This is a genomic window from Haemophilus sp. HN_Hi08, from assembly GCF_049824455.1.
Taxonomy (GTDB): Bacteria; Pseudomonadota; Gammaproteobacteria; order Enterobacterales; family Pasteurellaceae; genus Haemophilus; species Haemophilus influenzae_D.
In genome coordinates, this window is sequence record NZ_CP187493.1 from 1,377,951 (window position 1) to 1,404,547 (window position 26,597).

A 26,597-nucleotide genomic window follows, 5' to 3' on the forward strand; every position below is an offset into this window, starting at 1 on the left:
TTCACACCACTTATGCAACAAAATTTAGCCTCTAAGGGAAATTTCTACGCTTAAACTTTCGCCAAATTTAAGCAAGTGATGAATGCGAGCAGTTTCTAAGCACAACATCGTTTGATAGCCAGTTTCACTCATTCCACTCGTCTTTTTATGCCAAGGATTCCAAAGGACAAATTGGCTTGCATTATGATGATGCAGTGCAATCGTACGATTGAAACTTTTATCTACGATTTGATTCTGCATTTTTTCTGCAGAATAAATGCAATCAACATTTTCAGAAATGTGACGCGGTGACGGAACGTTTTCTTGTTGTTGGTTTAAGCTATTAAAACAAGTTTCAGGTAAACCTTGTACTTCCACTCGATTAATATCCCCAATATTGAAATAAGTATGCAATGCGGCTTGTGCAAGTTCTTCGCCATAATGTGTAAAAGTTAAATGACATTTGTCTGTGAACATCATTACAATTTTAGCTTCGATAATATTTAAATCAGAAAACAACTCAAATTCTAACCGCACTTTATGCACTGAAATATAGTAATGACTCAACTGCCATAAACGAATACGAGCTGTACCGTGCGCAGGTTGTTTTACGCCACCAAACCAAGGATAACAAATCGGTACACCACCACGAATAGCATTGCCATTTTTGAATGGCTCTACTTCACTTAGCCATAATACATCTTGCTTCGCATTTTGCGGTTTCCAACTGATAAGCTGTGCCCCTTGCAGGGAAATTTTTGCTGTTCCAACAGCATGTTTTAAGTGAAGAACTGGAATGTCGTTATGTTGAACAAGATTAAGCTCTGGTGTCAGTGTTTTTAGTAATGTTGTTTTCATGTTTATTCCTGTGGTTTTAAAAGATAAATAAGGTACAGAGATAACAAAAGGCGTATCAGATACGCCCTTAATCTACGACTTTAATTAAATTTCGTCAATAATTCGATAAACCCAATTTTCCAGTGGGTCATTCAGACGTTTCATCTCAGCACGCATTTCTTCTAACATCTCTTTTTTGATACTGTTATATTGTGAATCATAGAATAAATTATGCATTTCTTCTGGATCGTTACGTATATCATAAAGTTCACACACATCGGTCGCATTAAATACGAGTTTGTAATCTTTGCGACGCCACATACGTTGTTCAAAATACACAAAATGCCCAGCGAGCTGACCAAGCACACCTTTTCGTTGATTATCTTGGTGCTGGCGCATAATCGGGAGAATACTCTGCCCTTCAAAACTTTCTGGCACTTTTTGATTGGCTAAATCGAACACCGTTGAAGTTAAATCGTGAAGATAAACAAGGTTATCATCTTCTTGATTTACACGATTAGAGTTTGGATCTTTGATAATCATCGGAATGTTGTAGGTGGTATCAAACATAAACTCCCCTTTTTCAATCATTCGATGTGCGCCCATTGCATCGCCGTGATCTGCCGTAGCCACCAAGAAAGTGCGGTCATAAATTCCGCGTTTTTGAAGATAATCGAATAATTCACCGATCGCATCATCAATTAAGGTAATATAACCCCAGAATTTTGTGATGACTTCTTTCCAATGATCTTCGCTCGCCTCCCACATTCCCCACATTTTTGAAATTGTGCGGAAATGCCCTGGTTTCCCCTCTAATGGTTTAAAGAAACTTTTATCCAGTACCACATCTTCTTTTCGATACATTGAATAATAAGGTTCTGGCACGATACAAGGCGTGTGTGGCCCCCAGAAGTTTATCCATGCAAAAAATGGTTTGCCTTCATCTAATGATTCTTGAATATATTTTTTCGCTTCATCAATGATGAAATAAGGGATAGTTTGATTTTTTGTACCTGAGAGTAAACCGCAAAGTTCTTGTACTCGTAAATGCGGGTTATCACCAAAGTAGGCACGACTTACTTCTGGGATGTCATACCCCTTTTCTTCTAACCATTTTTTATAACGATTGGAATGTGTTGGCGGTTGGTTGAAGACTAAATTTTTATATACGCCACTACCAGGATAGCCATAACCATCAAAGTTATGCCCTTTAATCCCATAATCTTCAGGTACAGATTTCGTACCTACGTGCCACTTTCCTACAACATAAGTATTATAGCCAGCCAATTTACCGATATTCGGTTTTTCTTGGCTAATTTCGCCTATACCGCCCTTTTCCCCATTTTTAATAATGCCGTGAGAAGACGGCATTAATCCAGTAAAAAGTGAAGTGCGAGCAGGACCACAAACAGAAGCTGGCGTGAAAGCATTATTAAAGCGAACGCCCTCTTTTGCCAATCGATCTAAATTCTGGGTTTTCACAATTTGGTGACCATAAGCCCCCAACATATCTTTACGAATTTGGTCTAATAAAATGTAAATAATGTTCATTATTTCGCCTCTTTATTTCGTACAACAAATAACAGGATAATTTGTAACACCGCCCATACGCCAAGCACCATTGATGGATTACCATTTTCTGATGCCATACCAAGTGGTGAAAGGAATGTGTAAAGTGCGATTAAGCCTAAAATCAAGGATACGCTAGTCACTTTTAAATATTTCCAGTTGGTTAAATCTACGTTGCCTAAGTTTTCTTTGTTTTCAATGTAAGGTTCGCGGCGTAAGAATTGTCCTAAGATGAGCATTAATACAACATCAAATACGAATAATCCGCCCATAACATACACAAAGTTGATTTTGACATTAAACACCCAAACAATGCTGAAATACAAGATAACGTGAGCAAGTAAAGCAATACGTGCCGCTTTGCCAGATACGGTTTTGTTAAACATACCTACGGCAAATAAAGCAACGATTGGAATATTCACAAATCCTGCAAAACGTTTAGTGATTAAGAAGATGCCATCTGTACCAAACATGAGTAATGGCGCGAAAATCATAGTGACAATTGCCATAATGGTAGACACTTTTTTCGCGTAAGAAATTAATTCTGCTTCTGACCGCACTTTTTTACTGATAGATGGCAATAAATCTTTGCAGTAAATGGTTGCTGCTGAATTTAAGAATGAGTTAAAGGTACTTAAAATTGCGCCAAATAATGCAGCAATAAAGAAACCTTGTAACCAAGTTGGCAATACTTTGTTTATGAGTAATGGATAAGACGCATCAATTGGATTGATACCTTCGCCTAAAATATGGAAACTCAATAAACCTGGAAGATTTAAAATAATCGGTAAAGTTAATAAGAATAATGCCGCAATCAAAATCCCTTTTTGACCAGATTTTAAGTCTTTCGCACCTAAGCAACGTTGTACGATAGCTTGGTTTGTTGTCCAATAGAAAAAGTGAACAACCATAATACCGGTGAAAATCGTTGGCCAAGGTGTGGCATCGGTTTCACTACCAATCGCATTCCATTTTTCAATGTGCGTTGTTGTGATTGTGTATAAACCTTCAGAGAAACTACCATCACCTAAATACATCAAAGCAAAGAATGGGACAAGCAATGCGCCAATGACTAAAATAATCGCGTTAATAGTGTCAGATACTGCCACCGCTTTTAAACCACCCAAAATTGCATAAATCGCCCCAACAACGCCAATGGCAACAACTGTGTAAGTTATTGCAGCGCCATAACTTAAACCAAATGCAGTCTCTAAGTTGAAGATTTTATTGAAAGCGATTGCACCTGTGTAAAGTGCGGTTGGAATTACGATGAAAAGATAAAACACTAAGAAAAGCGTGGACATAATCAAGCGAGTTTGACGGTCGAAACGGCTTTCAAAAAACTCCGGCACAGTGGTGTAACCGTTACGCAAATATTTCGGCAGCATATAAAGAGCCAAGAAACAAAGCGGAATAACCGTTGGAACTGTCCAAGCAATCACGGAAAAATTACCTTTATAGGACACCGCATTGACACCGATAAGTTGTTCAGTTGAAAGCGATGTCAGCACCATTGAGCAGCCAATTACTAAACCGCTTAACCCACGCCCTGCCAAAAAATACCCTTTTGAAGATTTTAAATCATCCCCTTTTGTTTTTAACCAAGAAACATACGCAACCACAGTGGTTACAATGAGGAAGCTGAGTATCGTCATAAGCATATATTATTCTCCCATATCGACTAACACAGCATAAAGATAATATAACGCTCTCTAAAGGGTTATGATAATTGTCATATTAAGATTGTGAGGTGGATCACAGAAATAATAATTGAAGATAAATTCAATGGTTTTTATTTCCTGGCAGTTGAAAAAACAATAAAAAATGCTGGAAAATTCCAGCATTATACTTTTTAAATCCGTCTGACTTGCCAGAAGGCTTTCGACCAATAAGGGTTATTCATTGAAGAATAGACGACTCCCCCTCTGGTGGAAGCATGAAGGAATTTATCTTCTTTTACATAAATCCCCACATGATAACCATTAGGGCCTCGGCCAGTTTTAAAGAAAATTAAATCGCCAGTTTGAATATCTTCTTTGCGTACATGTTTACCATAATTAGCTTGTTCAACAGTGCTTCTAGGCAAACGAAGATTAAAACGATCGAAGAAAGTTTTCTGCACAAAACCAGAACAATCTACCCCACGGCGTGAAACACCGCCGAGCACATAAGGTGTACCTGCCCATTCATGTTGTTGTTCGCTCAACATGGCTATGGCCATAATAGGATCGCCGATTTGACCTTTATAGTTCATCGCATAATCATCGTTTTGAAAACTGGAACAAGCGAATAAAAACAGCGAGGCAGTAGCGATTAAAAATAATTTATATACTTTCATACCTTTTCATATGAAAAGTGCGGTAGAAATTCACCGCACTTTTTGTTGCTTACTATTTAGTTTTTTCTACACGGGCACGTAACTTTTGCCCAGGTTTAAATGTGACAACTCGGCGAGCAGAAACTGGCACAACATCACCTGTTTTTGGGTTACGCCCTGGGCGCGATGACTTATCACGTAGTTCAAAATTACCAAATCCTGATAATTTCACATCTTGACCAGATTCTAGCGATAAACGGATCTCTTCCAAAAAGTTCTCCACTACATTTTTCGTATCTTGTTTAGATAAGTGATATTTATCGCTTAAATATTCAATAATATCAAGTTTAGTTATCGTAGCCATATTAATCCCTTAATTCAGCATTAAAGCGTTGTTTTACCTCCGCTAATACTGCTGAAATCACTGCATTAATTTCTTCATCTTCAAGTGTTTTTTCATTATCTTGGACTGTTAAGCTAATCGCTAAACTCTTATAGCCTTCAGCGACGCCCACACCTTGATATACATCGAACAAGTTCACTTGCACCAATTTTTCGCCACCTGCTTGTTTACATGCTGCGATTAATTCCCCTGCTGGTACGCTATCCGCGACGACTAAAGCTAAATCACGACGGTTTGCTGGGAATTTAGAAATTTCTTTTGCTTGCACCACATTACGTGCCGCAATTGCATTCCAAAGAATTTCAAATACAAAAGTTTTGCCATTTAAGCCAAGTTTTTGGCTAATAGATGGATGAATTGCACCAATAAAACCAATTTCTTGACCATCTAATTCAATAGCAGCAGATTGGCCAGGATGTAATGCATCAAATTGTTTTGCAACAAAACGAACTCTATTACCGCCTTCTGTTAAAGAAAGTACTGATTCTAAATCGCCTTTAAGATCAAAGAAATCTACAGATTCTGCTTTACCTGCCCAATGTTCAGATTTTGCCGTTCCAGTAATTACCGCACTTAAAACAAATTCTTGACGCACGCCAAATTCAGCATTGGCATCTGGCACAAAACGCAATCCAGTTTCAAATAAACGAACGCGAGATTGTTGGCGATTTTGGTTATAAAGCACTGCACCTAATAAACCACTCATTAAAGACACTCGCATTGCGGACATTTCCACAGAAATAGGATTTGGCAATACAAGTGCTTCTTGATGTGGATGTAATAAACTTTGAATTTTTGGATCCACAAAGCTATAAGTAATGGCTTCTTGATAATCTGCATCTACAAGTGCGGTCTTAATTCGAGCTAAATCTAAATCAGATTCTTTGTGCTCACGCATGCGGAGATGCGCTAATGGCGCATTGTTTGGAATGCAGTTATAACCATAAATACGCGCTACTTCCTCAATTAAATCTTCTTCGATTTCAATATCAAAACGCCAGCTTGCAGAAGTTACCGTCCAAATATCATTTGCATAAGTAACATCGAAACCAAGACGGTGGAAAATTTCTGTTACGCTTTCTGTTTCAATATGATGACCTAAAAGTGCATCTAATTTACTACGGCGAAGTTGAACTGTATTGACTTTAGGAAGATGAGTTTCATTGCTTACTTCGCAAATTCCCCCTGCTTCACCACCACAGATTTCAAGCAATAATGCGGTTGCTCGTTCCATTGCTTTACGGGCTAATTCAAAATCCACACCACGTTCAAAACGGTGTGATGCATCAGTATGTAAACCATATTGTCTTGCACGGCCTGCAATCGCTAATGGAGCGAAAAATGCAGATTCTAAAATTACATCTTTCGTTTCGCTATTCACGCCACTTTCAGCACCACCAAAAATCCCAGCTATTGCTAAAGGACCATTTTGATCAGCAATTAATAACGTGTTTGATTGAAGTTTTGCGGTTGAGCCATCTAATAATACTAATTCTTCCCCCTCTTTCGCTAAGCGAACTTGAACGGGTTGTGCAACTTTAGCTGCATCAAACGCGTGCATTGGCTGACCAAGCTCAAGCAAAATATAGTTAGTAATATCGACAATAGGATCAATAGAACGAATGCCACAACGACGCAATTTTTCTTGCATCCATATTGGCGATGCAACCTTCACATTAACGTTTTTCACCACACGCAATAAATAACGCGGGCAGGCATCTGGTGCTTGTAAATCAATTTGAATTTTATCAGAAATTGTTGCTGGCATCGCTTCAAAGTGCGGTTGATTTACTGGCTGTTTATTTACCACACCAATTTCACGCGCAATACCCGCAATGCTCAAACAATCCGCACGATTTGGCGTTAAGCTAATTTCGATGGCATTATCATTTAAACCCAAATATTCACGTAAATCAGTGCCGATTGGTGCATCAACTGGCAATTCAATAATACCGTCCGCTTCAACATCAATACCTAATTCAGAAAATGAACAAAGCATTCCTTCTGATGGTTGACCGCGTAATTTCGTTTTCTTAATTTTGAAATCGCCCGGTAATACAGCCCCTTCTGTTGCGCAAGCGACTTTTAAGCCTTGACGACAATTTGGTGCACCACACACGATATCCAATAAACGATCACCGCCTACGTTCACTTTAGTTACACGTAATTTATCCGCATCTGGATGTTGTGCACATTCCACCACTTCACCAACAACGACACCATTAAATGTACCCGCAACGGCTTCTACACCATCCACTTCTAAGCCAAGCATGGTAATTTGCTCGCATAATTGCTCGGTGGACACCGCAGGGTTCACCCATTCTCTTACCCACTGTTCACTAAATTTCATTTGTTGTTATCCTTTTAATTCTAATCCGAGAAATTACTTAAATTGTTTTAAAAAACGTAAGTCGTTTTCAAAGAACGAACGTAAATCTGTGACGTTATAACGTAACATTGTTAAACGCTCAACGCCCATTCCCACGGCAAAACCAGAATATTCATTCGGATCAATACCAACGTTACGCAACACATTTGGGTGCACCATACCACAGCCCAACACTTCTAACCATTTACCGTTTTTACCCATCACATCCACTTCGGCTGAAGGTTCAGTAAACGGGAAATAAGATGGACGGAAACGCACTTGTAAATCTTCTTCAAAGAAAGCGCGTAAGAAATCGTGTAATAAGCCTTTCAATTCTGTGAAATTTGCTTTTTTATCCACATAAAGCAATTCAATTTGGTGGAACATTGGCGTGTGGGTTTGATCGTAGTCATTACGATATACACGTCCTGGAGCCATAATACGGATTGGTGGCTGCATTTTTTCCATCGTACGAATTTGCACGCCAGAAGTTTGGGTGCGAAGTAATAATTCTGGATTAAACCAGAAAGTATCATGATCCGCACGTGCTGGGTGATGTTTAGGAATATTTAACGCATCGAAGTTGTAATAATCACTTTCAATTTCAGGGCCATTTTCAACTGAAAAGCCAAGTTCTGAGAAAAATTTTGTTACACGATTAATCGTCATGGTAACTGGGTGTAAGCCACCAGTTTCAACTTTGCGGCCTGGTAAACTGACATCAACACGTTCTTTTTCTAATTTTGCGTTAAGTTCAGCCTGTTCCCACTCCGTTTTTTTTGCATTTAAAAATTCTAACGCAGCTTGTTTTGCTTCGTTAATTTTTGCGCCCATAGCCGGACGCTCTTCTGCTGACACATTACGCAATTCTTGCATTAATTGAGTAAAATGCCCTTTCTTACCAAAATATTCGACACGGATTTCATCCAAAGCCGTTAAACTTTTATCCTGAATGGATTCAATCGCTAATTTTGCTTTCTCAACAAGCTCGTTCAGATGTTGCATAGTTTCCCCTACTTCTCTTTTCTCTATAAAATAAAAAACCGAGTAATGATAATACCAAGTCCTTAAAAAGTAAAAGAATAATACGAAAAATCATTGGTTTATCAAAAATAAAAATGGAATAACCTTATCGCTATTCCATTTTGTCTTGTTACCAACAAAATCGTTCATTCACAAAATTTTCTGACCGCTCTTTTTGCCATTTTTCTTTATTTTTTGGATTGCCAAAAAAACGTGCTTGTTCCTGTAAACGTTGAACTAATTTTTCCTCAGCTTCTTTTAATGCTTTTTGACGATTTGCAAATTTTGAGGGCAATGCTGGTAAGAAAATAACTTCATAAGGATGCGTAATTGTCCATTTCATCGCGTTTTCTGCAGCACGACTTTGTTTATCAAAATTGCAAAACGCATAAGCATTAACAAACTGCCCTACTACGTGGCTGAAGCCTGTATTATCCTGTACCGTTTGTTTTGGTAAATCCAATACATAAAGTGCGGTGATCAAACGGTTTTGTCCACGATAAAACCAAGTAACCGCTTCATCTCTTAAGCCAAAATCGTAAGCCCGAGCAGATAATGTGAACATTGTGATTGGGGAAATACGAGCAGGATTTTCTTCTACAAAATTTACCGCACTTTTATAACCTTTTAGCGTATTTTCACGTAACATAGGATCGATTTCTTTATGTACAAATACATTTTCTGCTTTTCCATTTTCCGCCGAATAATAAGGTTTAATATAAATATCCACAGATTTCACTGGAGTTTTACTGATAGAGCTACAAGCCGTAATAAAAAGTGCGGTTATAAAATATAGCATTTTAAAAATAGGAATTTTGGCAAAATTCAAACAAATCCACTGACTAAGTGAAGTTTTTATCAATAATTTCATATTTTCCTTATATAATGGCACGACAAATTTCAACATATCGTTATTATGAAAATCCATCTTATCCGCCATAACACCACATTAGAATTTAATAATGAAACAAGTTTACTCGATCATCTCGAGAAAAATAATATTCATCATGAATATCAATGCCGTAATGGCTATTGTGGTTCTTGTCGTGTGAAGATTAAAAAAGGCAAGGTGTCTTATAAAGAAATGCCTCTTGCCTTTCTACAACCCGATGAAATTCTACTTTGTTGCTGTCAAGTAGAAAGCGATATTGAACTTGATTTATAAATTATTTAAATCCAACACATCCGTCATATCAAATAAGCCATTTGCTTTATTTTCCAGCCATTTACCCGCACGCACTGCACCATTAGCGAAAGTCATACGGCTTGATGCTTTATGGGAAATTTCTACACGCTCGCCAATATCAGCAAACCAAACAGTGTGTTCCCCCACCACATCCGAAGCACGAATAGTTGAAAAACCAATTTCATCACGTTTACGTTCGCCTGTAATTCCTTCACGGCAGAACACTCCGTGAGTTTTTAAATCACGACCTAAAGTTTTCGCGATATGTTCGCCCATTGAAAGTGCGGTGCCAGAAGGTGCGTCCACTTTGTGGCGATGATGCACTTCGATCACTTCAATATCGCAATAATCCCCCATCACTTTTGCCGCTTTTTCTAAAAGCTTGAAGACTAAATTCACACCAACACTGAAATTTGATGCAAACACAATAGCAATTTTATCTGAAGCTGCTTTAATCGCCGCTTTACCATTTTCATCAAAACCTGTTGTACCGATCACCATTTTTTTATTATTCGCTACGCAAAATACAATATGCTCAAGGGTACCTTCTGGTCGAGTAAAATCAATTAATAAATCGAATTTATCTTTTTGGCTTTCAAGATCGTCTAAAACTATTACACCAATTTGACCAATGCCCGCCAATTCTCCCGCATCTGTTCCGACTAAAGATGATCCTTTGCGTTCAAAAGCTGCACCTAGTTCTACGCCTTCCGCAGAATGAACCGCTTGAATTAATTGACGCCCCATTCTTCCGCCAGCACCAGCGATTGCAATTTTTAATGTCATGTTACTTCCTTTTTTATTAATGAATTATTTCGTTGATGCCATTATAGACAAGCACACAACCAAAAAATAAAAATACAATACCTGCCATATTATCAATATAACGACTGTATTGACTGTATAAACGCTTGGCAATATTACGTGAAAAAATCAATGAAATCACATAAAAATAACAAAATGTTTCTACCACAATCACTGCAAAAGCCAAGATAATTTGCCACATTTCAGTGATATTCACTAAAACAAGCGACATCACGCTACTAAAATACACCACGACTTTTGCATTAGATAAATTCACTAAAAGTCCTTTCAAAATTTCTTTTTTAATCGTGGTTTGCTGATTAAATTCAGTATCAGAGTGCGGTTCAAATTGAGCGTGTTTTTTACTGCGAGCCATTAAAAAACCGAGATATGCTAGGTAACTACCGCCTAGCAACATAATAACACCATGTAATGCAGGAATAGTAACGAACAACACCGCCAATCCCAACATTGAAAGCATTGCCCAAAAAGCGATGCCAAGCGTTATACCTAAAATGCCACAAACTGTATTACGACGAGAGTTACTTGCCGCCATCCGACTTACATAAAAGAAATCAGGGCCTGGCGTCATTAAGCCAAATAAATGCACAATGATTAAATTCAGCATCACAACATCCAATACTGAATTGCAAATACGACAATCACCGCATAAATTGCCGCTAATACATCATCGACCATAATACCAAAACCACTTTCGAGTTTTTCGTCAAAATAACGAATTGGGAACGGTTTTAAAATATCAAAAAAGCGGAATAGCACAAAAGCAGACACAATCCATTGCCAAGATAATGACGGGATCGCCGCTAATACAATAAATACACCAATAAATTCATCCCAGACGATAGAACCATGATCATGCACACCCATATCTGCTGTGGTTTTTTGACAAAGGTAGCAACCGAGTAGAAAACAAAGTGCGGTAAAAATTAAAAAGGTTTTTACGCCTAATAAGGAAAGTAAAATCACGCCTAAAATTGTTCCAGCCAAACTCCCCCAAGTGCCGGGAGCAGGATGAATTAAGCCTGAGCCAAAACCAACGGCAAGCAAATGAATAGGATTTAAAAGAGAGATTTTTTTAAGAGGATTATTTTCTGTCATTTTGATTCCTTAAAATGATCGAACCCACTTGAAAAAGTTATATACACAGGTTTTCCATCACGTAAAAAACGAGGCGAAAAGTCACCGCACTTTTCAGTGATTTGACCAATTCGAGTACAAGACACGTTCAGTTTTTTCAAGCGTAATTCTAATTCATCTTTATATTCGGGCGGTATGGTAAAACAAAGTTCATAATCTTCTCCGCCAGTTAAGGCAAATTGTTCCGCTTGAACGCGATCATATTTATGCAAAATCGCTGATGAAAGAGGTAATGAAGAAAATTCAACTTCGGCACTACATTGGCTTCGTTCAAGAATATGCCCTAAATCAGAGATTAACCCATCGGAAAGATCAATGGCTGCATGGGCAATATCAATTAACACCCGTCCAAGTTCAATTCTAGGTGTGGGTCTAAGATGACGTTGTTGCAAAAAAACATCATCAGAATCAACCGCACTTTTGCCCGATAAAATTTGCGTTAAACCTGCTGCGCTATCGCCTAAGGTGCCTGAAACATAAATTAAATCGCCGATTTGTGCTTTATGCCGACAAATTCCTTTGTCTTTTTCGACAAAGCCTTGTGCCGTAATCGTAATAGACAAATTACCTTTTGTAGTATCGCCACCAATTAATGTGACGTTGTATTGTTTTAATGTATGCAATAAACTTTGACTAAATGTTGAAAGCCAATTTTCATCTACATTTGGCAAAGTTAATGCCAGAGAAACCCATTTTGGCAAAGCCCCCATTGCAGCAAGATCACTTAAATTTGTTGCAACGGCTTTGTAAGCTAAATCTTCAGGAGAAATGCTTGGTAAAAAATGCGTATTTTCCACCATTGTATCCGTCGTAATGGCAAGCTGATAATTCTCAGGAATAGAAACCAGCGCACAATCGTCGCCAATAGACAATTGAACGGAATCATCAACTAATATTTGTTGCTGAAAATATCCTTTAATTAAATCAAATTCACCCATTGCCATTTTTCACCTATCTTATTAAAGAAAAGGCACGCGTTAAAAACGCGCGCCATTTTCAGTTTAAAAGGATTATTTACGCCCTAATGCTGGTGCGATTTTATCAAGTACGCCATTGATATATTTATGGCTTTCATCTGCACCGAAGACTTTTGCCACTTCAATCGCTTCATTGATAACCACTTTATATGGCACATCTAACTCGAAGCGCAATTCATAAACGGCTAAACGCAAAATTGCCGTTTCAATAGGATCAAGCTCATCAAAAGCGCGGTCAGTATAAGGCGAAATTGAAAAATCAACGGTTTCAATATTTTCTACTGTTTGACGAAATAATTTACGGAAGTAAGGTTTATCTACCCCATCCATATCTTGATCTAACACAAAGGCTAATTCCACTTGTTCTACAGTATTGCCGGATACTGCCCAAGAATACAAGGCTTGAACAGTACATTCACGCGCACGACGACGAGCAGAAGGCTTTTTCACTTGTTTTTGTTCTGTCATCATTTATGCCGCATCAATTTGTTGAATAAGATTAACCATTTCAAGTGCGGTTAAGGCTGCTTCTGCACCTTTATTACCTGCTTTAGTGCCAGCACGTTCAATTGCTTGCTCAATATTTTCTGTGGTTAATACGCCAAAAGCGACTGGGATTTCAGCATCCATTGCAACTTTTCCTAAACCGCTGCTTGCTTCCCCTGCTACATATTCAAAGTGTGCTGTACCACCACGGATAACTGTACCTAATGCCACAATCGCATCAAATTTTTTACTTTCGGCTAAACGACGAGCAACTAATGGCAATTCATAGGCACCAGGAGCACGCACGATAGTGATATTTTCATCTTTCACTTGACCGATACGTTTTAATGCATCAATTGCGCCTTCTAATAAACTTTCATTAATAAAACTGTTAAAACGAGCAATTGCTACTGCAACTTTTGCATTAGGTGCTGCGACTGAGCCTTCTAAAACTTTCATATTTTTTCCTATTATTAGCCATAATGATTTTGGCTCGGGATTTTAGCACAAAATCGCATATATTCAATATTAATAAGGCTTTACCCCATTTTATTTGAGGTATGTTTTTAAGACTATTTTAGTATTCATAGACCGCACCAATACTATATTTTTATGGAAAATTTCCTTTATTAAGGTAAACTATCAGCCATTTTGTGTGAATTAAATTTAGTTACAGAGGTTTAATATGTCTAAAGTGGCATCGATTGTTGATGTATTACGAGGAAAAGTGGCGATTGGCGAAACCGTCACTGTGCGTGGTTGGGTACGTACCCGTCGCGATTCTAAAGTAGGCTTATCTTTCTTAGCAGTTTATGACGGTTCTTGCTTTGATCCAATTCAAGCGATTATTAATAACGATATTGAAAATTACGAAAACGAAATTTTACGTTTAACAACAGGCTGTTCTGTCATTGTAACAGGTAAAATCGTTGAATCTCCTGCAGAAGGACAAGCGGTTGAATTACAAGCAGAAAAAGTGGAAGTGACAGGGTTTGTTGAAGATCCAGATACTTACCCAATGGCAGCAAAACGCCACTCTATTGAATATTTACGCGAAGTGGCTCACTTGCGTCCTCGCACTAATATTATTGGTGCTGTCGCACGTGTTCGCCATTGTTTATCTCAAGCAATTCACCGTTTCTTCCATGAGCAAGGCTTCTACTGGGTGGCAACTCCATTAATTACTGCATCAGATACTGAAGGTGCAGGTGAAATGTTCCGTGTTTCAACGCTTGATTTAGAAAATCTTCCACGTGGTGAAAATGGAAAAGTTGATTTCAGCCAAGATTTCTTCGGTAAAGAATCATTTTTAACGGTTTCAGGTCAGTTAAACGGCGAAACCTATGCTTGTGCATTAAGCAAAATTTATACTTTCGGCCCAACATTCCGTGCGGAAAACTCGAATACTACCCGTCACTTAGCTGAATTCTGGATGGTTGAACCTGAAGTTGCATTTGCAACGTTAGAGGATAACGCAAAACTTGCAGAAGATATGTTGAAATACGTATTCCGTGCAGTGTTAGCAGAGCGTAAAGACGACTTACAATTCTTTGAAAAACATGTAGATAAAGATGTTATTACGCGTCTAGAAAACTTTGTAAACTCAGATTTTGCACAAATTGACTATACTGATGCCATTGATGTGTTATTAAAATCTGGTAAGAAATTTGAATTCCCTGTTTCTTGGGGTATCGATCTTTCTTCTGAACACGAACGTTTCTTGGCGGAAGAATATTTCAAATCACCGGTTGTGGTGAAAAACTATCCAAAAGACATTAAAGCATTCTATATGCGTTTAAATGACGATGGAAAAACGGTGGCAGCAATGGACGTGTTAGCACCGGGAATTGGTGAAATCATCGGTGGTTCACAACGTGAAGAACGTTTAGAGGTGCTTGATAAACGTATGGAAGAAATGGGATTAAATCCAGATGATTATTGGTGGTATCGCGATCTTCGTAAATATGGTAGCGTTCCACATTCTGGTTTTGGTCTTGGTTTTGAACGCTTAATCGTCTATGTAACTGGCGTGCAAAATATTCGTGATGTGATTCCATTCCCACGCGCGCCAAGAAATGCGAATTTCTAATTAAATTTAACGTTAATATTGACCGCACTTACGCCAAAGTGCGGTCAATTTTTTCAGAATTTTAAGGAAAGCAAAATGGATAAAATTAAACAACTCTTTGCCAACAATTACAGTTGGGCGCAAAGAATGAAGGAAGAAAATTCAACTTACTTCAAAGAACTTGCGGATCATCAAACGCCACATTACCTTTGGATTGGTTGCTCTGATAGCCGTGTGCCCGCTGAGAAATTGACAAATCTTGAACCAGGCGAGCTTTTTGTTCACCGTAATGTTGCTAACCAAGTAATTCACACAGATTTTAATTGCCTTTCTGTTGTGCAATATGCCGTCGATGTACTTAAAATCGAACATATTATTATCTGTGGTCACACCAACTGCGGAGGAATTCACGCTGCTATGGCAGATAAAGATTTAGGGCTTATCAACAACTGGCTTCTTCATATTCGCGATATTTGGTTTAAACACGGACATCTTCTCGGTAAACTTTCCCCAGAAAAACGTGCCGATATGCTAACTAAAATTAACGTAGCGGAACAGGTTTACAATCTAGGGCGTACATCAATTGTAAAAAGCGCTTGGGAACGCGGACAAAAACTCTCATTGCACGGCTGGGTATATGACGTAAATGATGGATTTTTAGTGGATCAAGGTGTAATGGCAACCAGTAGAGAAACCCTTGAAATTTCCTATCGAAACGCTATCGCTCGTTTATCAATACTTGATGAAGAAAATATTTTGAAAAAAGATCATATTGAACCAACAGCAAATTGATACTCGCAATATTTCCACTAGAATTTCATTTATCTATTGTAGAATTTTATTGCTTGTAATGTCTTTTTATTGCAGCAGATTTTGTAAGTTTAGGTCGAGAAAAATGACAGTGGATAAAATAAAAAAGAAGCTAATTTTCCCGAAAATTTGCAAACAATATCATAAATAAAAACATTTGAGCGTTTTTGCACAATTTTAGTTAATAAGATTTTCTATACTGATACCTCATTTACATCAGAAAAGGGAAAATTATGAAAAAAATGATCTCAAGCGTATTTTGTTCGCTTATTGCTGGTACAGCTTGTGCAAAAACTCATCTGTTTTTAGCATTAATGTGCCAGATTTACCTAAACACGGATTTCACGCTAAAAACTTGTTAAGTGCCGATTATGGTTTTGGTTGCAATGGAGGAAATCTGTCACCAGCGATTTCTTGGGCGAATGCCCCGAAAGGGACGAAAAGTTTTGTAGTAACGATCTATGATAAAGATGCACCAACAGGCATTGGCTGGATGCATTGGATAGTTACAAATATTCCTGCAAATACGACCGCTCTTCCTGAAGGCATTAAAGCTGATGGTACTAATTTACCACAAGGTGCGCTGCAAACCCACACTGATTTTGGCGTGCCAGGATTTGGCGGAGCTTGTCCACCCGAAGGACAAAAACATCGTTATGAAATTAAAGTCACAGCAGTAAGTCTAGAAACCTTGCCAAATGTGACGGCAGATACACCAGCTTGGATAATTTTCTCTCCATTTATCCAACGCAAAATTTTTCTACCACGCCTAACCTAAATAACGGCAGGTTGCGTAAAATAGGATTTATCTAGTTTCAATTTATGTCTTTGTATAATGGTATTTTTTTCAGCAAGATTAGGACGAATGGGCATAAAAATTCCTTGTAAAAGTGCGGTCATTTTAAGTAATTTTTTATGAGTGTTCTAAATTATGCTAAACTCTCTCCCAATTTTTAAATGAAGGATCATTTAGAATAATCTGCTACCTATACAGATAAAATTATCGTTCAGTTATGTAATCAAATAATAGATGGAGAAGATTGCGAAGAATTTAACTGATTTATAGCTTTTGATATGATTATTTATAATAAAAAGAGCAGTTAAAAATTATGATATTTTTAACCGCCCTTTGTTTTGTTAAAGGTTAGATTGAACGCTTAACCTCAACCACTTCAAACACCTCGATTTGGTCGCCGACTTTTACATCGTTGTAGTTTTTCACGCCGATACCACATTCCATACCGTTACGAACTTCAGATACATCATCTTTGAAACGACGAAGAGATTCTAATTCCCCTTCAAAGATAACGACGTTGTCACGTAATACACGGATTGGGTTGTTACGTTTCACTACCCCCTCGGTTACCATACAACCTGCGATTGCACCAAATTTCGGATGACGGAATACATCACGAACTTCAGCTAAGCCAATAATTTCTTGTTTAAATTCAGGCTCTAACATACCGCTCATTGCTGCTTTAATTTCATTCAACAATTCATAAATGATTGAGTAATAATGTAAATCAATGTTTTCTGCCTCAATGACACGACGAGCTGTTGCATCCGCACGAACATTAAAGCCAACAATGATGGCATTAGATGCTGCCGCTAAAGTTGCATCAGTTTCAGTAATACCACCTACACCTGAACCAACAACTTTAACTTTTACTTCATTAGTAGAAAGTTCATTTAATGCTTGAACAATCGCTTCTACGGAGCCTTGTACGTCCGCTTTCACAATGACGTTCAATTCAGCCACATCGCCTTCAGACATATTGCTAAACATATTTTCAAGTTTCGCTTTTTGCTGGCGAGCTAATTTCACTTCACGGAATTTACCTTGACGATATAACGCCACTTCACGTGCTTTTTTCTCATCACGTACAACGGTTGCTTCATCCCCCGCTGCAGGCACACCTGAAAGACCTAATAATTCAACTGGAATTGAAGGACCAGCTTCATCAACTTCTTTTCCGTTTTCATCACGCATTGCTCGTACACGGCCGTATTCAAAACCACAAAGTACGATGTCACCTTTACGTAGTGTACCTGATTGCACCAAGATAGTTGCCACAGGCCCTCGACCTTTATCCAAGTAAGATTCAATGACTACACCACTTGCCATACCGTCTTTTACAGCAGTCAATTCAAGCACTTCTGATTGAAGTAGGATAGCATCTAATAAATCATCAACCCCTGTACCTTTCTTCGCAGATACTGGGACAAATTGCACATCGCCACCGAATTTTTCAGAAATGACATCATGTTGTAATAATTCTTGCTCAACACGGTCTGGATTTGCTTCTGGTTTATCAATTTTATTTACTGCAACCACTAAAGGCGCACCTGCTGCTTTTGCGTGTTGAATCGCTTCGATAGTTTGAGGCATCACACCATCATCGGCCGCAACAACAAGAACAACAATATCTGTTGCTTTTGCACCACGCGCACGCATAGAAGTAAAGGCAGCATGTCCTGGAGTATCCAAGAAAGTGATCATTTTGCCATCATCCATTTCTACGTGATACGCACCGATATGTTGGGTAATACCACCTGCTTCGCCTGCAGCCACTTTCGCTTTACGAATATAGTCTAGTAAAGAAGTTTTACCGTGATCAACGTGTCCCATAATAGTTACAACTGGCGCACGCGTTACTTTTTCTGCGTTTACATCACGATCGCCTAATACTGCTTCTTCAAGCTCATTTTCATTGCGAAGAATCACTTTATGACCAAGTTCTTCCGCTACTAATTGAGCGGTTTCTTGATCGATAACTTGGTTAATGGTGACCATTTCACCCATTTTCATCATCACTTTAATGATTTCTGTCGCTTTCACCGACATTTTGTTCGCAAGTTCTGCAACGGTAATGGTTTCGCTAATCACAACATCTGCTTTTACTACTTGAACTGGTTTAGTAAAAGCTTGTTGAAGTGCGGTGCCTTTTTTTCCATTTTTACCTTTACCAAACTTAGCATCTTTTTGATTTTTACGATTAGATTCGCGCTCGTTTTTCGAGTTTTTGCTATTTTCATCGTCACGACCGCCTTTTTTTGCTTTTGCTACTTTATTTTTACCTCGACCACGATTTTCATTACGACGATCTTCTTCATCTTCTGCTTCAAGTGCATATCTTGAACTTAAATTGTAATCAGAATAGTCTTCTGAAGAAGATTCATTGTCTGAATCATCTGCTTCAGCATAACGTTTAGCTTCTTCTGCTGCACGACGAGCTTGTTCTTCTGCTTTTTGACGAGCCACTTCTTCAGCTTTACGACGAAGTTCAGCTTCTTCTGCTTTACGTTTCTCTTTTTCAGGATCAACAAATTTAGCTTTAGAATCTACCGCACTTTTTGCTGGCTTAGCGGTTTCTGCTTTCGCTTTTTCAGCTTTTGATTTTTCATCAGCTTCTTTCTTAGTTGCCGCTTTTTCAGCTTCTAAACGAGCTTTTTCTTCTGCCGCTTTTTGTTCAGCAATTTTTTTCGCTTCCGCTTCTTGCTGTGCTTTTAATTTTGCTTCTTCTTGTTGAGCAATATCGGTTTTTACTGTGCGTTTTTTACGTACTTCTACTTGTACAGCTTTACTTTTTCCACTCGTTGTTGTACCACTCACTGTAGTTTTTGTTCTGCGTTGAATGCTTAATTTTTTTGGCACATCAGCCTTTACATCTTCAGTCATTACAGCTCTCCTTATTCTTCTTCGCCAAACCAACAAATATTACGTGCAGCCATAATTAAATCTGCGGCCTCTTCTGCGGTTAATTCTTCAATATCAGTTAAATCATCAACGCCTTGTTCTGCGAGTTCTTCAAGGGTGGTAATTTGTTTTTCTGCTAGTTTGATCGCAACGTGACGATTCATTCCCTCTAAATTCAATAAACGATCTTCAACATTCGCTTTTTTCAGAGCTTCTTCTTCAGCTACTGCTGCGGCTGTAATCGCATTTTTAGCACGGGTTTGAAGTTCTTCAACAAGATCTTCATCTTCTAAACCATCAATTGCTGTCAATTCATTCATTGGCACATAAGCAATTTCTTCTAAACTTGTGAAACCTTCTTCCACAAGGATTTGAGCAAATTCTTCATCAAGTTCTAAGGCATTCATAAATAAGTTTAACACTTTGTTATCTTCTGCTTGATGTTTTGTGTTTAACTCATCGGTCGTCATTACGTTTAGTGTCCAACCCGTTAATTGTGTTGCTAAACGCACGTTTTGACCATTACGACCAATTGCTTGCGCAAGGTTAGCTGCTTCAACGGCAATATCCATAGAATGATTATCTTCATCAACAATAATAGAAGACACATCCGCAGGTGCCATTGCATTGATCACAAATTGCGCTGGATTATCATCCCAAAGTACAATATCAACTCGTTCACCGCCAAGTTCATTGGTAATTGCCTGAACACGTGCACCACGCATTCCTACACAAGCACCAACAGGATCGATACGTTTATCATTTGATTTTACCGCGATTTTAGCACGAGAACCCGCATCACGAGCTGCACCACGAATTTCAATCATTTCTTCGCCAATTTCAGGCACTTCAATACGGAATAATTCGATCAACATTTCTGGTTTAGAACGTGTCACAAATAATTGTGCAGTTTTGCCTTCAGGATTCACTTTATAAAGTACCCCACGAACACGATCTCCCGGACGGAAGTTTTCACGTGGTAACATATCTTCACGTGCAATCATCGCTTCCGCTTTATTGCCAAGGTCTAAAATAATACTGTCTCGACTTACTTTTTTTACGGTGCCTGTTACAATTTTTCCTTCTTCTTCACGAAATTGTTCAACCACTTTTGCACGTTCAGCTTCACGAATTTTAGTGCTAATAACTTGACGTGCCGTTTGCATTGCAATACGGTCAAACGCAATAGATTCAATTTGATCTTCTACATACTCTCCAAGTTGCAAATTTGGATCATCAAATTGCGCCGCTTCCAAAGTAATTTCCTTCGTTGGTACTTTTACTTCATCTACGACTAACCAACGGCGAAAAGTATCAAATTCCCCTGTTTTTGGATTAATTGAAACGCGAATATCCGTTTCATATTCAAACTTCTTCTTAGTAGAAATCGCAATCGCACTCTCCAATGCTTCAAAAATTTTCTCACGTGGTAATAATTTTTCATTGGATACAGCTTCTGCCGCCAGTAAAATTTCTTTACTCATTTCTCTTTTTCTCCTTTTAAAATTTTGCAACAACATTCGCTTTTTGAATGTTTCCGAAGACTAAAATTTGTTCTTGATCATCAACGATTAAAGTAATCATATCCTTTTCAATACGCTCTAACTTACCTTGCCATTTACGGCGTTCCATCACTGGAATTCGCAAATGTACTGCGATATCTTGCCCAATATAACGTTCAAATTGTAGTAAGGTAAATAGCGGACGATCTAAACCTGGTGACGACACTTCTAGATTGTATTTATCCGCAATTGGATCTTCCACGTCTAAAATTGCGCTCACTTGACGACTTACATCAGCACAATCATCAACCGTCACACCATCATCTTTATCTATAAATAAACGCACCGTCATAAAACGCCCCGCACGCTGACACTCAATTCCCCACAATTCACAGCCTAAATCCTCTACCGCATCTTGTAGCATTTCTTGTAAATTTTGTTCTAACGTAGCCAATTTCTACTCCTATATAAGGTGCAATTCATCGCACTATATCATAACCTTATGAAACCTTATCCTAAACAATACTTATCTCCTCTATTTTAGTAATAGTAAGAAGATAGTTTATTAAATCTCAGGCATAAAAAAAGGGTTAGGTTCATAAGAACCTAAGCCCAGTTACTAAATTTCTTATAGAAAAAAACCCCAAAACTGGGGTTCTTTTACTGAACTTATTATTGGTTGCGGGGGCTGGATTTGAACCAACGACCTTCGGGTTATGAGCCCGACGAGCTACCAAGCTGCTCCACCCCGCGTCCGAAATATGTGCGACATTATAGTGATAAAAATTTAATATGCAAGGAATTTTGTAAAATCATTGGGATAACAATTTAATAAAATTAACAATATATCTCCTAAAAGTAATCTTTTTTATATAAAAGAAAATACTGGTTAGAAAAATTTATATCATTAACACAAATTAAAATAGTCAATATAAATTCTAATTATTCAATAATTTAATTTTCTCAATCACGTTTGTTGTTGAACAACCATTTTCAAAGTTTAGCACTTTAACATCGCCACCGTTTGCCCAAACTTCTTTTGAGCCAGCAATCTCTTCGGGTTTGTAATCTCCGCCTTTGACTAAAAGATCTGGTAGAATGTCACCGATTAAACGCTGTGGTGTGTCTTCGATGAATGGCACCAACCAGTCCACAGATGCCAAACCAGCCAATACCGCCATACGAGTTTCAAGATTGTTAATTGGGCGATTTTCGCCTTTTAAGCGTTTAACAGAATCGTCGCTATTTACTGCGACAATTAAACGATCGCCTAATTTACGTGCATTTTCTAAATAAGAAACATGGCCTGGATGCAAAATATCGAAACAGCCATTAGTCATCACAATTTTTTCACCACGCGCTTTCGCTTGTGCGACTGCATCTTTTAATTCTGCTTCGCTCATAATGCCAAATCCCGTTTCAGGACGAGCATGAATCGCATTTTCAAGTTCCACGGTCGAAACCGTTGAAGTACCCAATTTACCCACCACAACTCCTGCGGCAACATTGGCTAAATAACAAGATTCTTCGAAAGAACGTCCATCTGCTAATGCGGTTGCTAATACACTAATGACAGTATCACCGGCTCCCGTCACATCAAATACTTCTTTTGCGACAGTTGGCAAATGATAAGGCTCTTGATTTGGGCGTAATAATGTCATTCCTTTTTCAGAACGCGTCACCAAAAGTGTGGTTAATTCAATATCAGAAATTAATTTTAAACCTTTTTCAATAATCTCTTCTTCTGTATTGCATTTGCCCACAACGGCTTCAAACTCAGACATATTTGGTGTCAATAATGTCGCACCACGATAACGTTCAAAATCAGTTCCCTTTGGATCGATTAACACAGGCACATTTGCTTTGCGTGCAATTTGAATCATTTTTTGAACATCTTTAAGCGTGCCTTTGCCGTAATCAGAAAGAATCAAAGCACCGTAATTTTTTACCGCACTTTCTAACTTCGCTAATAAATCCTTGCAATCTACATTATTGAAATCTTCTTCAAAATCAAGGCGGAGCAGCTGTTGATGACGAGATAAAATACGTAATTTAGTAATGGTTGGATGAGTCTCTAATGCAACAAAATTACAATCGATTTTTTGTTTTTCTAATAAGTAGGAAAGTGCAGAACCAGTTTCATCTTGTCCAATCAATCCCATTAACTGAACGGGTACATTGAGTGAAGCAATATTCATTGCCACATTTGCTGCACCACCCGCGCGCTCTTCATTTTCTTGTACACGAACCACTGGCACTGGCGCTTCTGGTGAAATACGGTTGGTTGCACCGAACCAATAACGATCAAGCATCACGTCACCTAATACGAGTACTTTTGCTTGCTTAAATTCTGCTGAATATTGAGCCATTTTAAAATCTCTCTAATTTGAATAACCAAAATTGTGGCGATTTTACCACAACTCAAATTTACGATAAACTACGCCCCTAACTTACGTGGAAAGAACAATGAAAAACGAAAAACTCCCTCAATTTCAACCGCACTTTTTAGCCCCAAAATACTGGCTGTTTTGGCTAGGTGTGGCAATTTGGCGAAGTATTTTATGTCTTCCCTATCCTATTTTGCGCCATATTGGTAATAGTCTCGGTTGGCTGTTTTCACATTTAAAAGTGGGTAAACGTCGAGCTGCCATTGCACGCCGTAATCTTGAACTTTGTTTCCCTGATATGCCTGAAAACGAACGTGAGACGATTTTACAAGAAAATCTTCGTTCGGTAGGCATGGCAATTATCGAAACAGGTATGGCTTGGTTTTGGTCGGATTTACGTATCAAAAAATGGTCAAAAGTTGAAGGCTTACATTATCTAAAAGAAAATCAAAAAGATGGAATTGTTCTCGTCGGCGTTCATTTCTTAACGCTAGAACTTGGCGCACGTATTCTTGGTTTGCATCATCCTGGCATTGGCGTTTATCGTCCAAATGATAATCCTTTGCTTGATTGGCTACAAACACGAGGTCGTTTACGCTCTAATAAAGATATGCTTGATCGTAAAGATTTGCGTGGAATGATCAAAGCTTTACGCAATGAAGAAACCATTTGGTATGCGCCTGATCACGATTACGGCAGAAAAAATGCCGTTTTTGTACCATTTTTTGCTATGCCCGATGCTTGCACAACCACTGGTAGTTATTATTTATTGAAATCCTCACAAAATAGCAAAGTGATTCCATTTGCGCCATTACGCAATAAAAATGGCTCAGGCTATACAGTGAGCATTTCAGCACCTGTTGATTTTACGAATTTACAAGATGAAACGGCGATTGCTGCGCGAATGAATCAAATCGTTGAAAAGGAAATAATGAAGGACATAACGATATACATGTGGCTACATCGTCGTTTTAAAACACGCCCCGATGAAAATACGCCTAGTTTATACGATTAAAAGTGCGGTCGAATATCACCGCACTTTTTGATAGAATTTTCTCAAATTTAAAAAATTAACGACTCATCTAACCATGACAACCAATTATTCAGCTCAAGAAATTACCGTTCTTAAAGATCTCGAGCCGGTGCAAATTCGCCCTGGTATGTATACAGACACCACTCGTCCTAATCATTTAGCACAAGAAGTTATTGATAACAGTGTGGATGAAGCCCTTGCAGGTTTTGCCACAAAAATTGAAGTAATTTTACACCCCGATCAATCCATTGAAGTCACAGACAATGGTCGCGGAATGCCTGTGGATATTCATCCTACAGAAGGCGTTTCTGGCGTAGAAGTAATCCTGACTAAACTGCATGCGGGTGGTAAATTCTCCAATAAAAATTATGAATTTGCAGGTGGTTTACACGGTGTGGGGATTTCTGTGGTGAATGCACTTTCTGAACGTGTGGATATTCAAGTCAAACGTAATGGGGAAGTGTATAAAATTGCCTTTGAAAACGGCAGTAAAGTAGAAGAATTGGAAGTTATCGGGACTTGTGGCAGACGCACAACGGGAACAACCGTTCACTTCAAACCGAATCCAAAATATTTTGACAGTGCAAAATTTTCCGTTAGCCGCTTACGCCATTTGTTAAGAGCGAAAGCGGTACTCTGCTCAGGGCTTGAAATCAAATTCATTGATAAAGTAAACAATACTCAAGACATTTGGTTATATGAAGATGGGCTTTCCGATTACCTTATCGAAGCAGTAAATGGCTTTGAAACCCTTCCCGAAAAACCATTTGTTGGCGAATTTAAAGGAACAAATGAAGCGGTTAGCTGGGCATTACTTTGGTTGCCAGAAGGTGGCGAACTGATTGGCGAAAGCTATGTAAACTTAATTCCGACTATTCAAGGTGGAACACATGTTAATGGTCTAAGACAAGGTTTATTAGATGCCATTCGTGAATTTTGCGAATTTAGAAATCTATTACCACGCGGGGTAAAACTTACCGCTGATGATATTTGGGATCATTGTTCTTACATTCTTTCCCTTAAAATGCAAGATGCGCAATTCGCAGGGCAAACTAAAGAACGCTTATCATCACGCCAAAGTGCGGTGTTTGTCAGCGGTGTTTTAAAAGATGCGTTCAGTTTATGGCTAAACCAAAATGTACAAGACGCTGAAAAATTAGCAGAAATTGCCATTAGTTCTGCACAACGCCGATTACGTGCGGCCAAAAAAGTCGTACGTAAAAAACTTGTTAGCGGCCCAGCATTACCAGGAAAATTAGCAGATTGCGGCTCACAGGATTTAGAAAAAACAGAATTATTTTTAGTGGAAGGCGACTCTGCGGGCGGTTCGGCAAAACAAGCGCGTGATCGCGAATATCAAGCGATTTTGCCGTTACGTGGGAAAATCTTAAACACATGGGAAGTTTCCCCTGATCAAGTATTAGGTTCAACAGAAATTCACGATATCGCCGTGGCTCTAGGCATCGACCCTGACAGCAATGATTTATCACAACTTCGCTACGGTAAAGTGTGCATTCTCGCCGATGCTGACTCCGATGGACTTCACATTGCCACCCTACTCTGCGCCCTGTTCTTACGCCATTTTCCAAAATTGGTACAAGACGGTCACGTTTATGTGGCTATGCCACCACTTTATCGTATTGACTTAAATAAAGAAGTCTTCTACGCATTAGATGAAAGTGAAAAAGAGGCGATTTTAGAACGGTTGAAAAATAAAAAAGGTAAACCGAATGTTCAACGTTTTAAAGGTTTAGGTGAAATGAACCCATCACAATTGCGTGAAACAACAATGGATCCTAATACTCGTCGCCTTGTTCAATTAACTTATGATTTAGGGGAAGATCAAGGCTCAGATACATTAGAACTGATGGATATGTTATTAGCGAAAAAACGTTCCGAAGACCGTAAAAATTGGTTGCAAGCGAAAGGCGATCAGGTTGATTTATCTGTTTAGACTAAATTAATCTCCGCAAATCCGAATTTTAATAAATTA

24 protein-coding genes and 1 tRNA gene are annotated in these 26,597 nt (G+C 38.5%); 6 read left to right on the forward strand and 19 right to left on the reverse strand.

All coding sequences use genetic code 11. From position 1 onward, the window contains the following. Positions 1-24 precede the first annotated feature (24 nt). The 8 genes from ACPT8O_RS06725 to ACPT8O_RS06760 form a co-directional block, all read right to left on the reverse strand. A complete protein-coding gene (locus ACPT8O_RS06725) occupies positions 25-837 on the reverse strand; it encodes a D-hexose-6-phosphate mutarotase (RefSeq protein WP_021035167.1) in 813 nt (270 codons plus the stop codon). Positions 838-921: 84 nt separating this feature from the next. Continuing rightward, positions 922-2,367: a sulfatase-like hydrolase/transferase gene (locus ACPT8O_RS06730; protein ID WP_021035166.1), complete on the reverse strand. Its 1,446-nt coding sequence runs from the start codon at positions 2,365-2,367 to the stop codon at positions 922-924. Continuing rightward, positions 2,367-4,046, reverse strand: a complete 1,680-nt coding sequence (locus ACPT8O_RS06735; protein ID WP_021035165.1) for a solute:sodium symporter family transporter — start codon at positions 4,044-4,046, stop codon at positions 2,367-2,369. The genes ACPT8O_RS06730 and ACPT8O_RS06735 overlap by 1 nt, the downstream gene beginning before the upstream one ends. A gap of 191 nt (positions 4,047-4,237) precedes the next feature. After that, the gene (locus ACPT8O_RS06740; protein WP_005688175.1) at positions 4,238-4,723 is read right to left on the reverse strand and encodes an NlpC/P60 family protein; all 486 of its coding nucleotides are present in this window, start codon (positions 4,721-4,723) and stop codon (positions 4,238-4,240) included. 52 nt (positions 4,724-4,775) lie between these two features. Continuing rightward, entirely contained in the window at positions 4,776-5,066 is a 291-nt protein-coding gene (locus ACPT8O_RS06745) for an integration host factor subunit alpha (RefSeq protein WP_005652847.1), read from the reverse strand. Position 5,067: 1 nt separating this feature from the next. Continuing rightward, entirely contained in the window at positions 5,068-7,455 is a 2,388-nt protein-coding gene (pheT, locus tag ACPT8O_RS06750; protein ID WP_021035164.1) for a phenylalanine--tRNA ligase subunit beta, read from the reverse strand. 33 nt (positions 7,456-7,488) lie between these two features. Further along, positions 7,489-8,478 carry a phenylalanine--tRNA ligase subunit alpha gene (gene pheS / locus ACPT8O_RS06755; RefSeq protein WP_021035163.1) on the reverse strand — a complete coding sequence of 330 codons (990 nt, stop codon included), beginning with the start codon at positions 8,476-8,478 and terminating at the stop codon, positions 7,489-7,491. A gap of 148 nt (positions 8,479-8,626) precedes the next feature. Beyond that, positions 8,627-9,367: a hypothetical protein gene (locus tag ACPT8O_RS06760; protein ID WP_041175413.1), complete on the reverse strand. Its 741-nt coding sequence runs from the start codon at positions 9,365-9,367 to the stop codon at positions 8,627-8,629. A 45-nt stretch (positions 9,368-9,412) separates the two neighbouring features. Here ACPT8O_RS06760 and yfaE point away from each other — a divergent pair, with 45 nt between their 5' ends. Next, the gene (yfaE, locus tag ACPT8O_RS06765; RefSeq protein ID WP_021035161.1) at positions 9,413-9,661 is read left to right on the forward strand and encodes a class I ribonucleotide reductase maintenance protein YfaE; all 249 of its coding nucleotides are present in this window, start codon (positions 9,413-9,415) and stop codon (positions 9,659-9,661) included. Here yfaE and dapB read toward each other — a convergent pair. The 6 genes from dapB to ribH form a co-directional block, all read right to left on the reverse strand. Continuing rightward, the gene (gene dapB, locus ACPT8O_RS06770; RefSeq protein ID WP_005660315.1) at positions 9,656-10,468 is read right to left on the reverse strand and encodes a 4-hydroxy-tetrahydrodipicolinate reductase; all 813 of its coding nucleotides are present in this window, start codon (positions 10,466-10,468) and stop codon (positions 9,656-9,658) included. The genes yfaE and dapB overlap by 6 nt on opposite strands. 16 nt (positions 10,469-10,484) lie before the next feature. Then, positions 10,485-11,114: a LysE family transporter gene (locus tag ACPT8O_RS06775; RefSeq protein WP_005660313.1), complete on the reverse strand. Its 630-nt coding sequence runs from the start codon at positions 11,112-11,114 to the stop codon at positions 10,485-10,487. Continuing rightward, positions 11,114-11,605 (reverse strand): phosphatidylglycerophosphatase A family protein, encoded by a 492-nt coding sequence (locus tag ACPT8O_RS06780; protein ID WP_005660311.1) that lies wholly within the window; start codon positions 11,603-11,605, stop codon positions 11,114-11,116. Before ACPT8O_RS06780 ends, ACPT8O_RS06775 begins: the two co-directional genes overlap by 1 nt. Beyond that, complete coding sequence (thiL, locus tag ACPT8O_RS06785; RefSeq protein WP_005660309.1) at positions 11,602-12,588, reverse strand: thiamine-phosphate kinase; 987 nt, start codon at positions 12,586-12,588, stop codon at positions 11,602-11,604. The genes ACPT8O_RS06780 and thiL overlap by 4 nt, the downstream gene beginning before the upstream one ends. Positions 12,589-12,654: 66 nt before the next feature. Continuing rightward, positions 12,655-13,089, reverse strand: a complete 435-nt coding sequence (nusB, locus tag ACPT8O_RS06790) for a transcription antitermination factor NusB (RefSeq protein WP_005660308.1) — start codon at positions 13,087-13,089, stop codon at positions 12,655-12,657. A 3-nt stretch (positions 13,090-13,092) separates the two neighbouring features. Beyond that, positions 13,093-13,566, reverse strand: coding sequence for a 6,7-dimethyl-8-ribityllumazine synthase (gene ribH / locus ACPT8O_RS06795; protein ID WP_005628657.1), 474 nt, complete (start codon positions 13,564-13,566; stop codon positions 13,093-13,095). A gap of 226 nt (positions 13,567-13,792) precedes the next feature. Here ribH and asnS point away from each other — a divergent pair, with 226 nt between their 5' ends. From asnS to ACPT8O_RS06810, 3 genes are all read left to right on the forward strand, one after another. Beyond that, complete coding sequence (asnS, locus tag ACPT8O_RS06800) at positions 13,793-15,196, forward strand: asparagine--tRNA ligase (RefSeq protein WP_021035158.1); 1,404 nt, start codon at positions 13,793-13,795, stop codon at positions 15,194-15,196. A gap of 75 nt (positions 15,197-15,271) precedes the next feature. Further along, positions 15,272-15,967 carry a carbonate dehydratase gene (gene can, locus ACPT8O_RS06805; RefSeq protein ID WP_041175330.1) on the forward strand — a complete coding sequence of 232 codons (696 nt, stop codon included), beginning with the start codon at positions 15,272-15,274 and terminating at the stop codon, positions 15,965-15,967. Between the two features lie 334 nt (positions 15,968-16,301). Beyond that, entirely contained in the window at positions 16,302-16,763 is a 462-nt protein-coding gene (locus ACPT8O_RS06810) for a YbhB/YbcL family Raf kinase inhibitor-like protein (RefSeq protein ID WP_021035156.1), read from the forward strand. A 366-nt stretch (positions 16,764-17,129) separates the two neighbouring features. On the opposite strand, the gene infB is transcribed toward ACPT8O_RS06810, so the two are convergent. The 5 genes from infB to hldE all read right to left on the reverse strand — a co-directional run bounded on the left by infB (position 17,130) and on the right by hldE (position 23,553). Next, positions 17,130-19,664, reverse strand: coding sequence for a translation initiation factor IF-2 (gene infB, locus ACPT8O_RS06815; RefSeq protein WP_021035154.1), 2,535 nt, complete (start codon positions 19,662-19,664; stop codon positions 17,130-17,132). Positions 19,665-19,675: 11 nt separating this feature from the next. Next, positions 19,676-21,166 (reverse strand): transcription termination factor NusA, encoded by a 1,491-nt coding sequence (gene nusA, locus ACPT8O_RS06820; RefSeq protein WP_021035153.1) that lies wholly within the window; start codon positions 21,164-21,166, stop codon positions 19,676-19,678. A 16-nt stretch (positions 21,167-21,182) separates the two neighbouring features. Then, a complete protein-coding gene (gene rimP, locus ACPT8O_RS06825) occupies positions 21,183-21,638 on the reverse strand; it encodes a ribosome maturation factor RimP (RefSeq protein WP_021035152.1) in 456 nt (151 codons plus the stop codon). Between the two features lie 222 nt (positions 21,639-21,860). After that, a tRNA-Met gene (locus ACPT8O_RS06830) sits at positions 21,861-21,937 on the reverse strand. A 185-nt stretch (positions 21,938-22,122) separates the two neighbouring features. Next, positions 22,123-23,553 (reverse strand): bifunctional D-glycero-beta-D-manno-heptose-7-phosphate kinase/D-glycero-beta-D-manno-heptose 1-phosphate adenylyltransferase HldE, encoded by a 1,431-nt coding sequence (gene hldE / locus ACPT8O_RS06835; RefSeq protein ID WP_425613295.1) that lies wholly within the window; start codon positions 23,551-23,553, stop codon positions 22,123-22,125. Between the two features lie 97 nt (positions 23,554-23,650). Here hldE and htrB point away from each other — a divergent pair, with 97 nt between their 5' ends. Both htrB and parE read left to right on the forward strand, forming a co-directional pair. Beyond that, the gene (gene htrB, locus ACPT8O_RS06840; RefSeq protein ID WP_021035150.1) at positions 23,651-24,586 is read left to right on the forward strand and encodes a lipid A biosynthesis lauroyl acyltransferase HtrB; all 936 of its coding nucleotides are present in this window, start codon (positions 23,651-23,653) and stop codon (positions 24,584-24,586) included. A gap of 73 nt (positions 24,587-24,659) precedes the next feature. Next, a complete protein-coding gene (gene parE / locus ACPT8O_RS06845) occupies positions 24,660-26,558 on the forward strand; it encodes a DNA topoisomerase IV subunit B (protein WP_021035149.1) in 1,899 nt (632 codons plus the stop codon). Positions 26,559-26,597 lie beyond the last annotated feature (39 nt).

Excerpts from the sequence above, each read along its gene's own strand:
- ACPT8O_RS06725 (WP_021035167.1), bottom strand. The coding sequence starts at position 837 with ATGAAAACAACATTACTAAAAACACTGACACCAGAGCTTAATCTTGTT.
- ACPT8O_RS06730 (WP_021035166.1), bottom strand. The coding sequence starts at position 2,367 with ATGAACATTATTTACATTTTATTAGACCAAATTCGTAAAGATATGTTG.
- ACPT8O_RS06735 (WP_021035165.1), bottom strand. The coding sequence starts at position 4,046 with ATGCTTATGACGATACTCAGCTTCCTCATTGTAACCACTGTGGTTGCG.
- ACPT8O_RS06740 (WP_005688175.1), bottom strand. The coding sequence starts at position 4,723 with ATGAAAGTATATAAATTATTTTTAATCGCTACTGCCTCGCTGTTTTTA.
- ACPT8O_RS06745 (WP_005652847.1), bottom strand. The coding sequence starts at position 5,066 with ATGGCTACGATAACTAAACTTGATATTATTGAATATTTAAGCGATAAA.
- pheT (WP_021035164.1), bottom strand. The coding sequence starts at position 7,455 with ATGAAATTTAGTGAACAGTGGGTAAGAGAATGGGTGAACCCTGCGGTG.
- pheS (WP_021035163.1), bottom strand. The coding sequence starts at position 8,478 with ATGCAACATCTGAACGAGCTTGTTGAGAAAGCAAAATTAGCGATTGAA.
- ACPT8O_RS06760 (WP_041175413.1), bottom strand. The coding sequence starts at position 9,367 with ATGAAATTATTGATAAAAACTTCACTTAGTCAGTGGATTTGTTTGAAT.
- yfaE (WP_021035161.1), top strand. The coding sequence starts at position 9,413 with ATGAAAATCCATCTTATCCGCCATAACACCACATTAGAATTTAATAAT.
- dapB (WP_005660315.1), bottom strand. The coding sequence starts at position 10,468 with ATGACATTAAAAATTGCAATCGCTGGTGCTGGCGGAAGAATGGGGCGT.
- ACPT8O_RS06775 (WP_005660313.1), bottom strand. The coding sequence starts at position 11,114 with ATGCTGAATTTAATCATTGTGCATTTATTTGGCTTAATGACGCCAGGC.
- ACPT8O_RS06780 (WP_005660311.1), bottom strand. The coding sequence starts at position 11,605 with ATGACAGAAAATAATCCTCTTAAAAAAATCTCTCTTTTAAATCCTATT.
- thiL (WP_005660309.1), bottom strand. The coding sequence starts at position 12,588 with ATGGCAATGGGTGAATTTGATTTAATTAAAGGATATTTTCAGCAACAA.
- nusB (WP_005660308.1), bottom strand. The coding sequence starts at position 13,089 with ATGACAGAACAAAAACAAGTGAAAAAGCCTTCTGCTCGTCGTCGTGCG.
- ribH (WP_005628657.1), bottom strand. The coding sequence starts at position 13,566 with ATGAAAGTTTTAGAAGGCTCAGTCGCAGCACCTAATGCAAAAGTTGCA.
- asnS (WP_021035158.1), top strand. The coding sequence starts at position 13,793 with ATGTCTAAAGTGGCATCGATTGTTGATGTATTACGAGGAAAAGTGGCG.
- can (WP_041175330.1), top strand. The coding sequence starts at position 15,272 with ATGGATAAAATTAAACAACTCTTTGCCAACAATTACAGTTGGGCGCAA.
- infB (WP_021035154.1), bottom strand. The coding sequence starts at position 19,664 with ATGACTGAAGATGTAAAGGCTGATGTGCCAAAAAAATTAAGCATTCAA.
- nusA (WP_021035153.1), bottom strand. The coding sequence starts at position 21,166 with ATGAGTAAAGAAATTTTACTGGCGGCAGAAGCTGTATCCAATGAAAAA.
- hldE (WP_425613295.1), bottom strand. The coding sequence starts at position 23,553 with ATGGCTCAATATTCAGCAGAATTTAAGCAAGCAAAAGTACTCGTATTA.
- htrB (WP_021035150.1), top strand. The coding sequence starts at position 23,651 with ATGAAAAACGAAAAACTCCCTCAATTTCAACCGCACTTTTTAGCCCCA.
- parE (WP_021035149.1), top strand. The coding sequence starts at position 24,660 with ATGACAACCAATTATTCAGCTCAAGAAATTACCGTTCTTAAAGATCTC.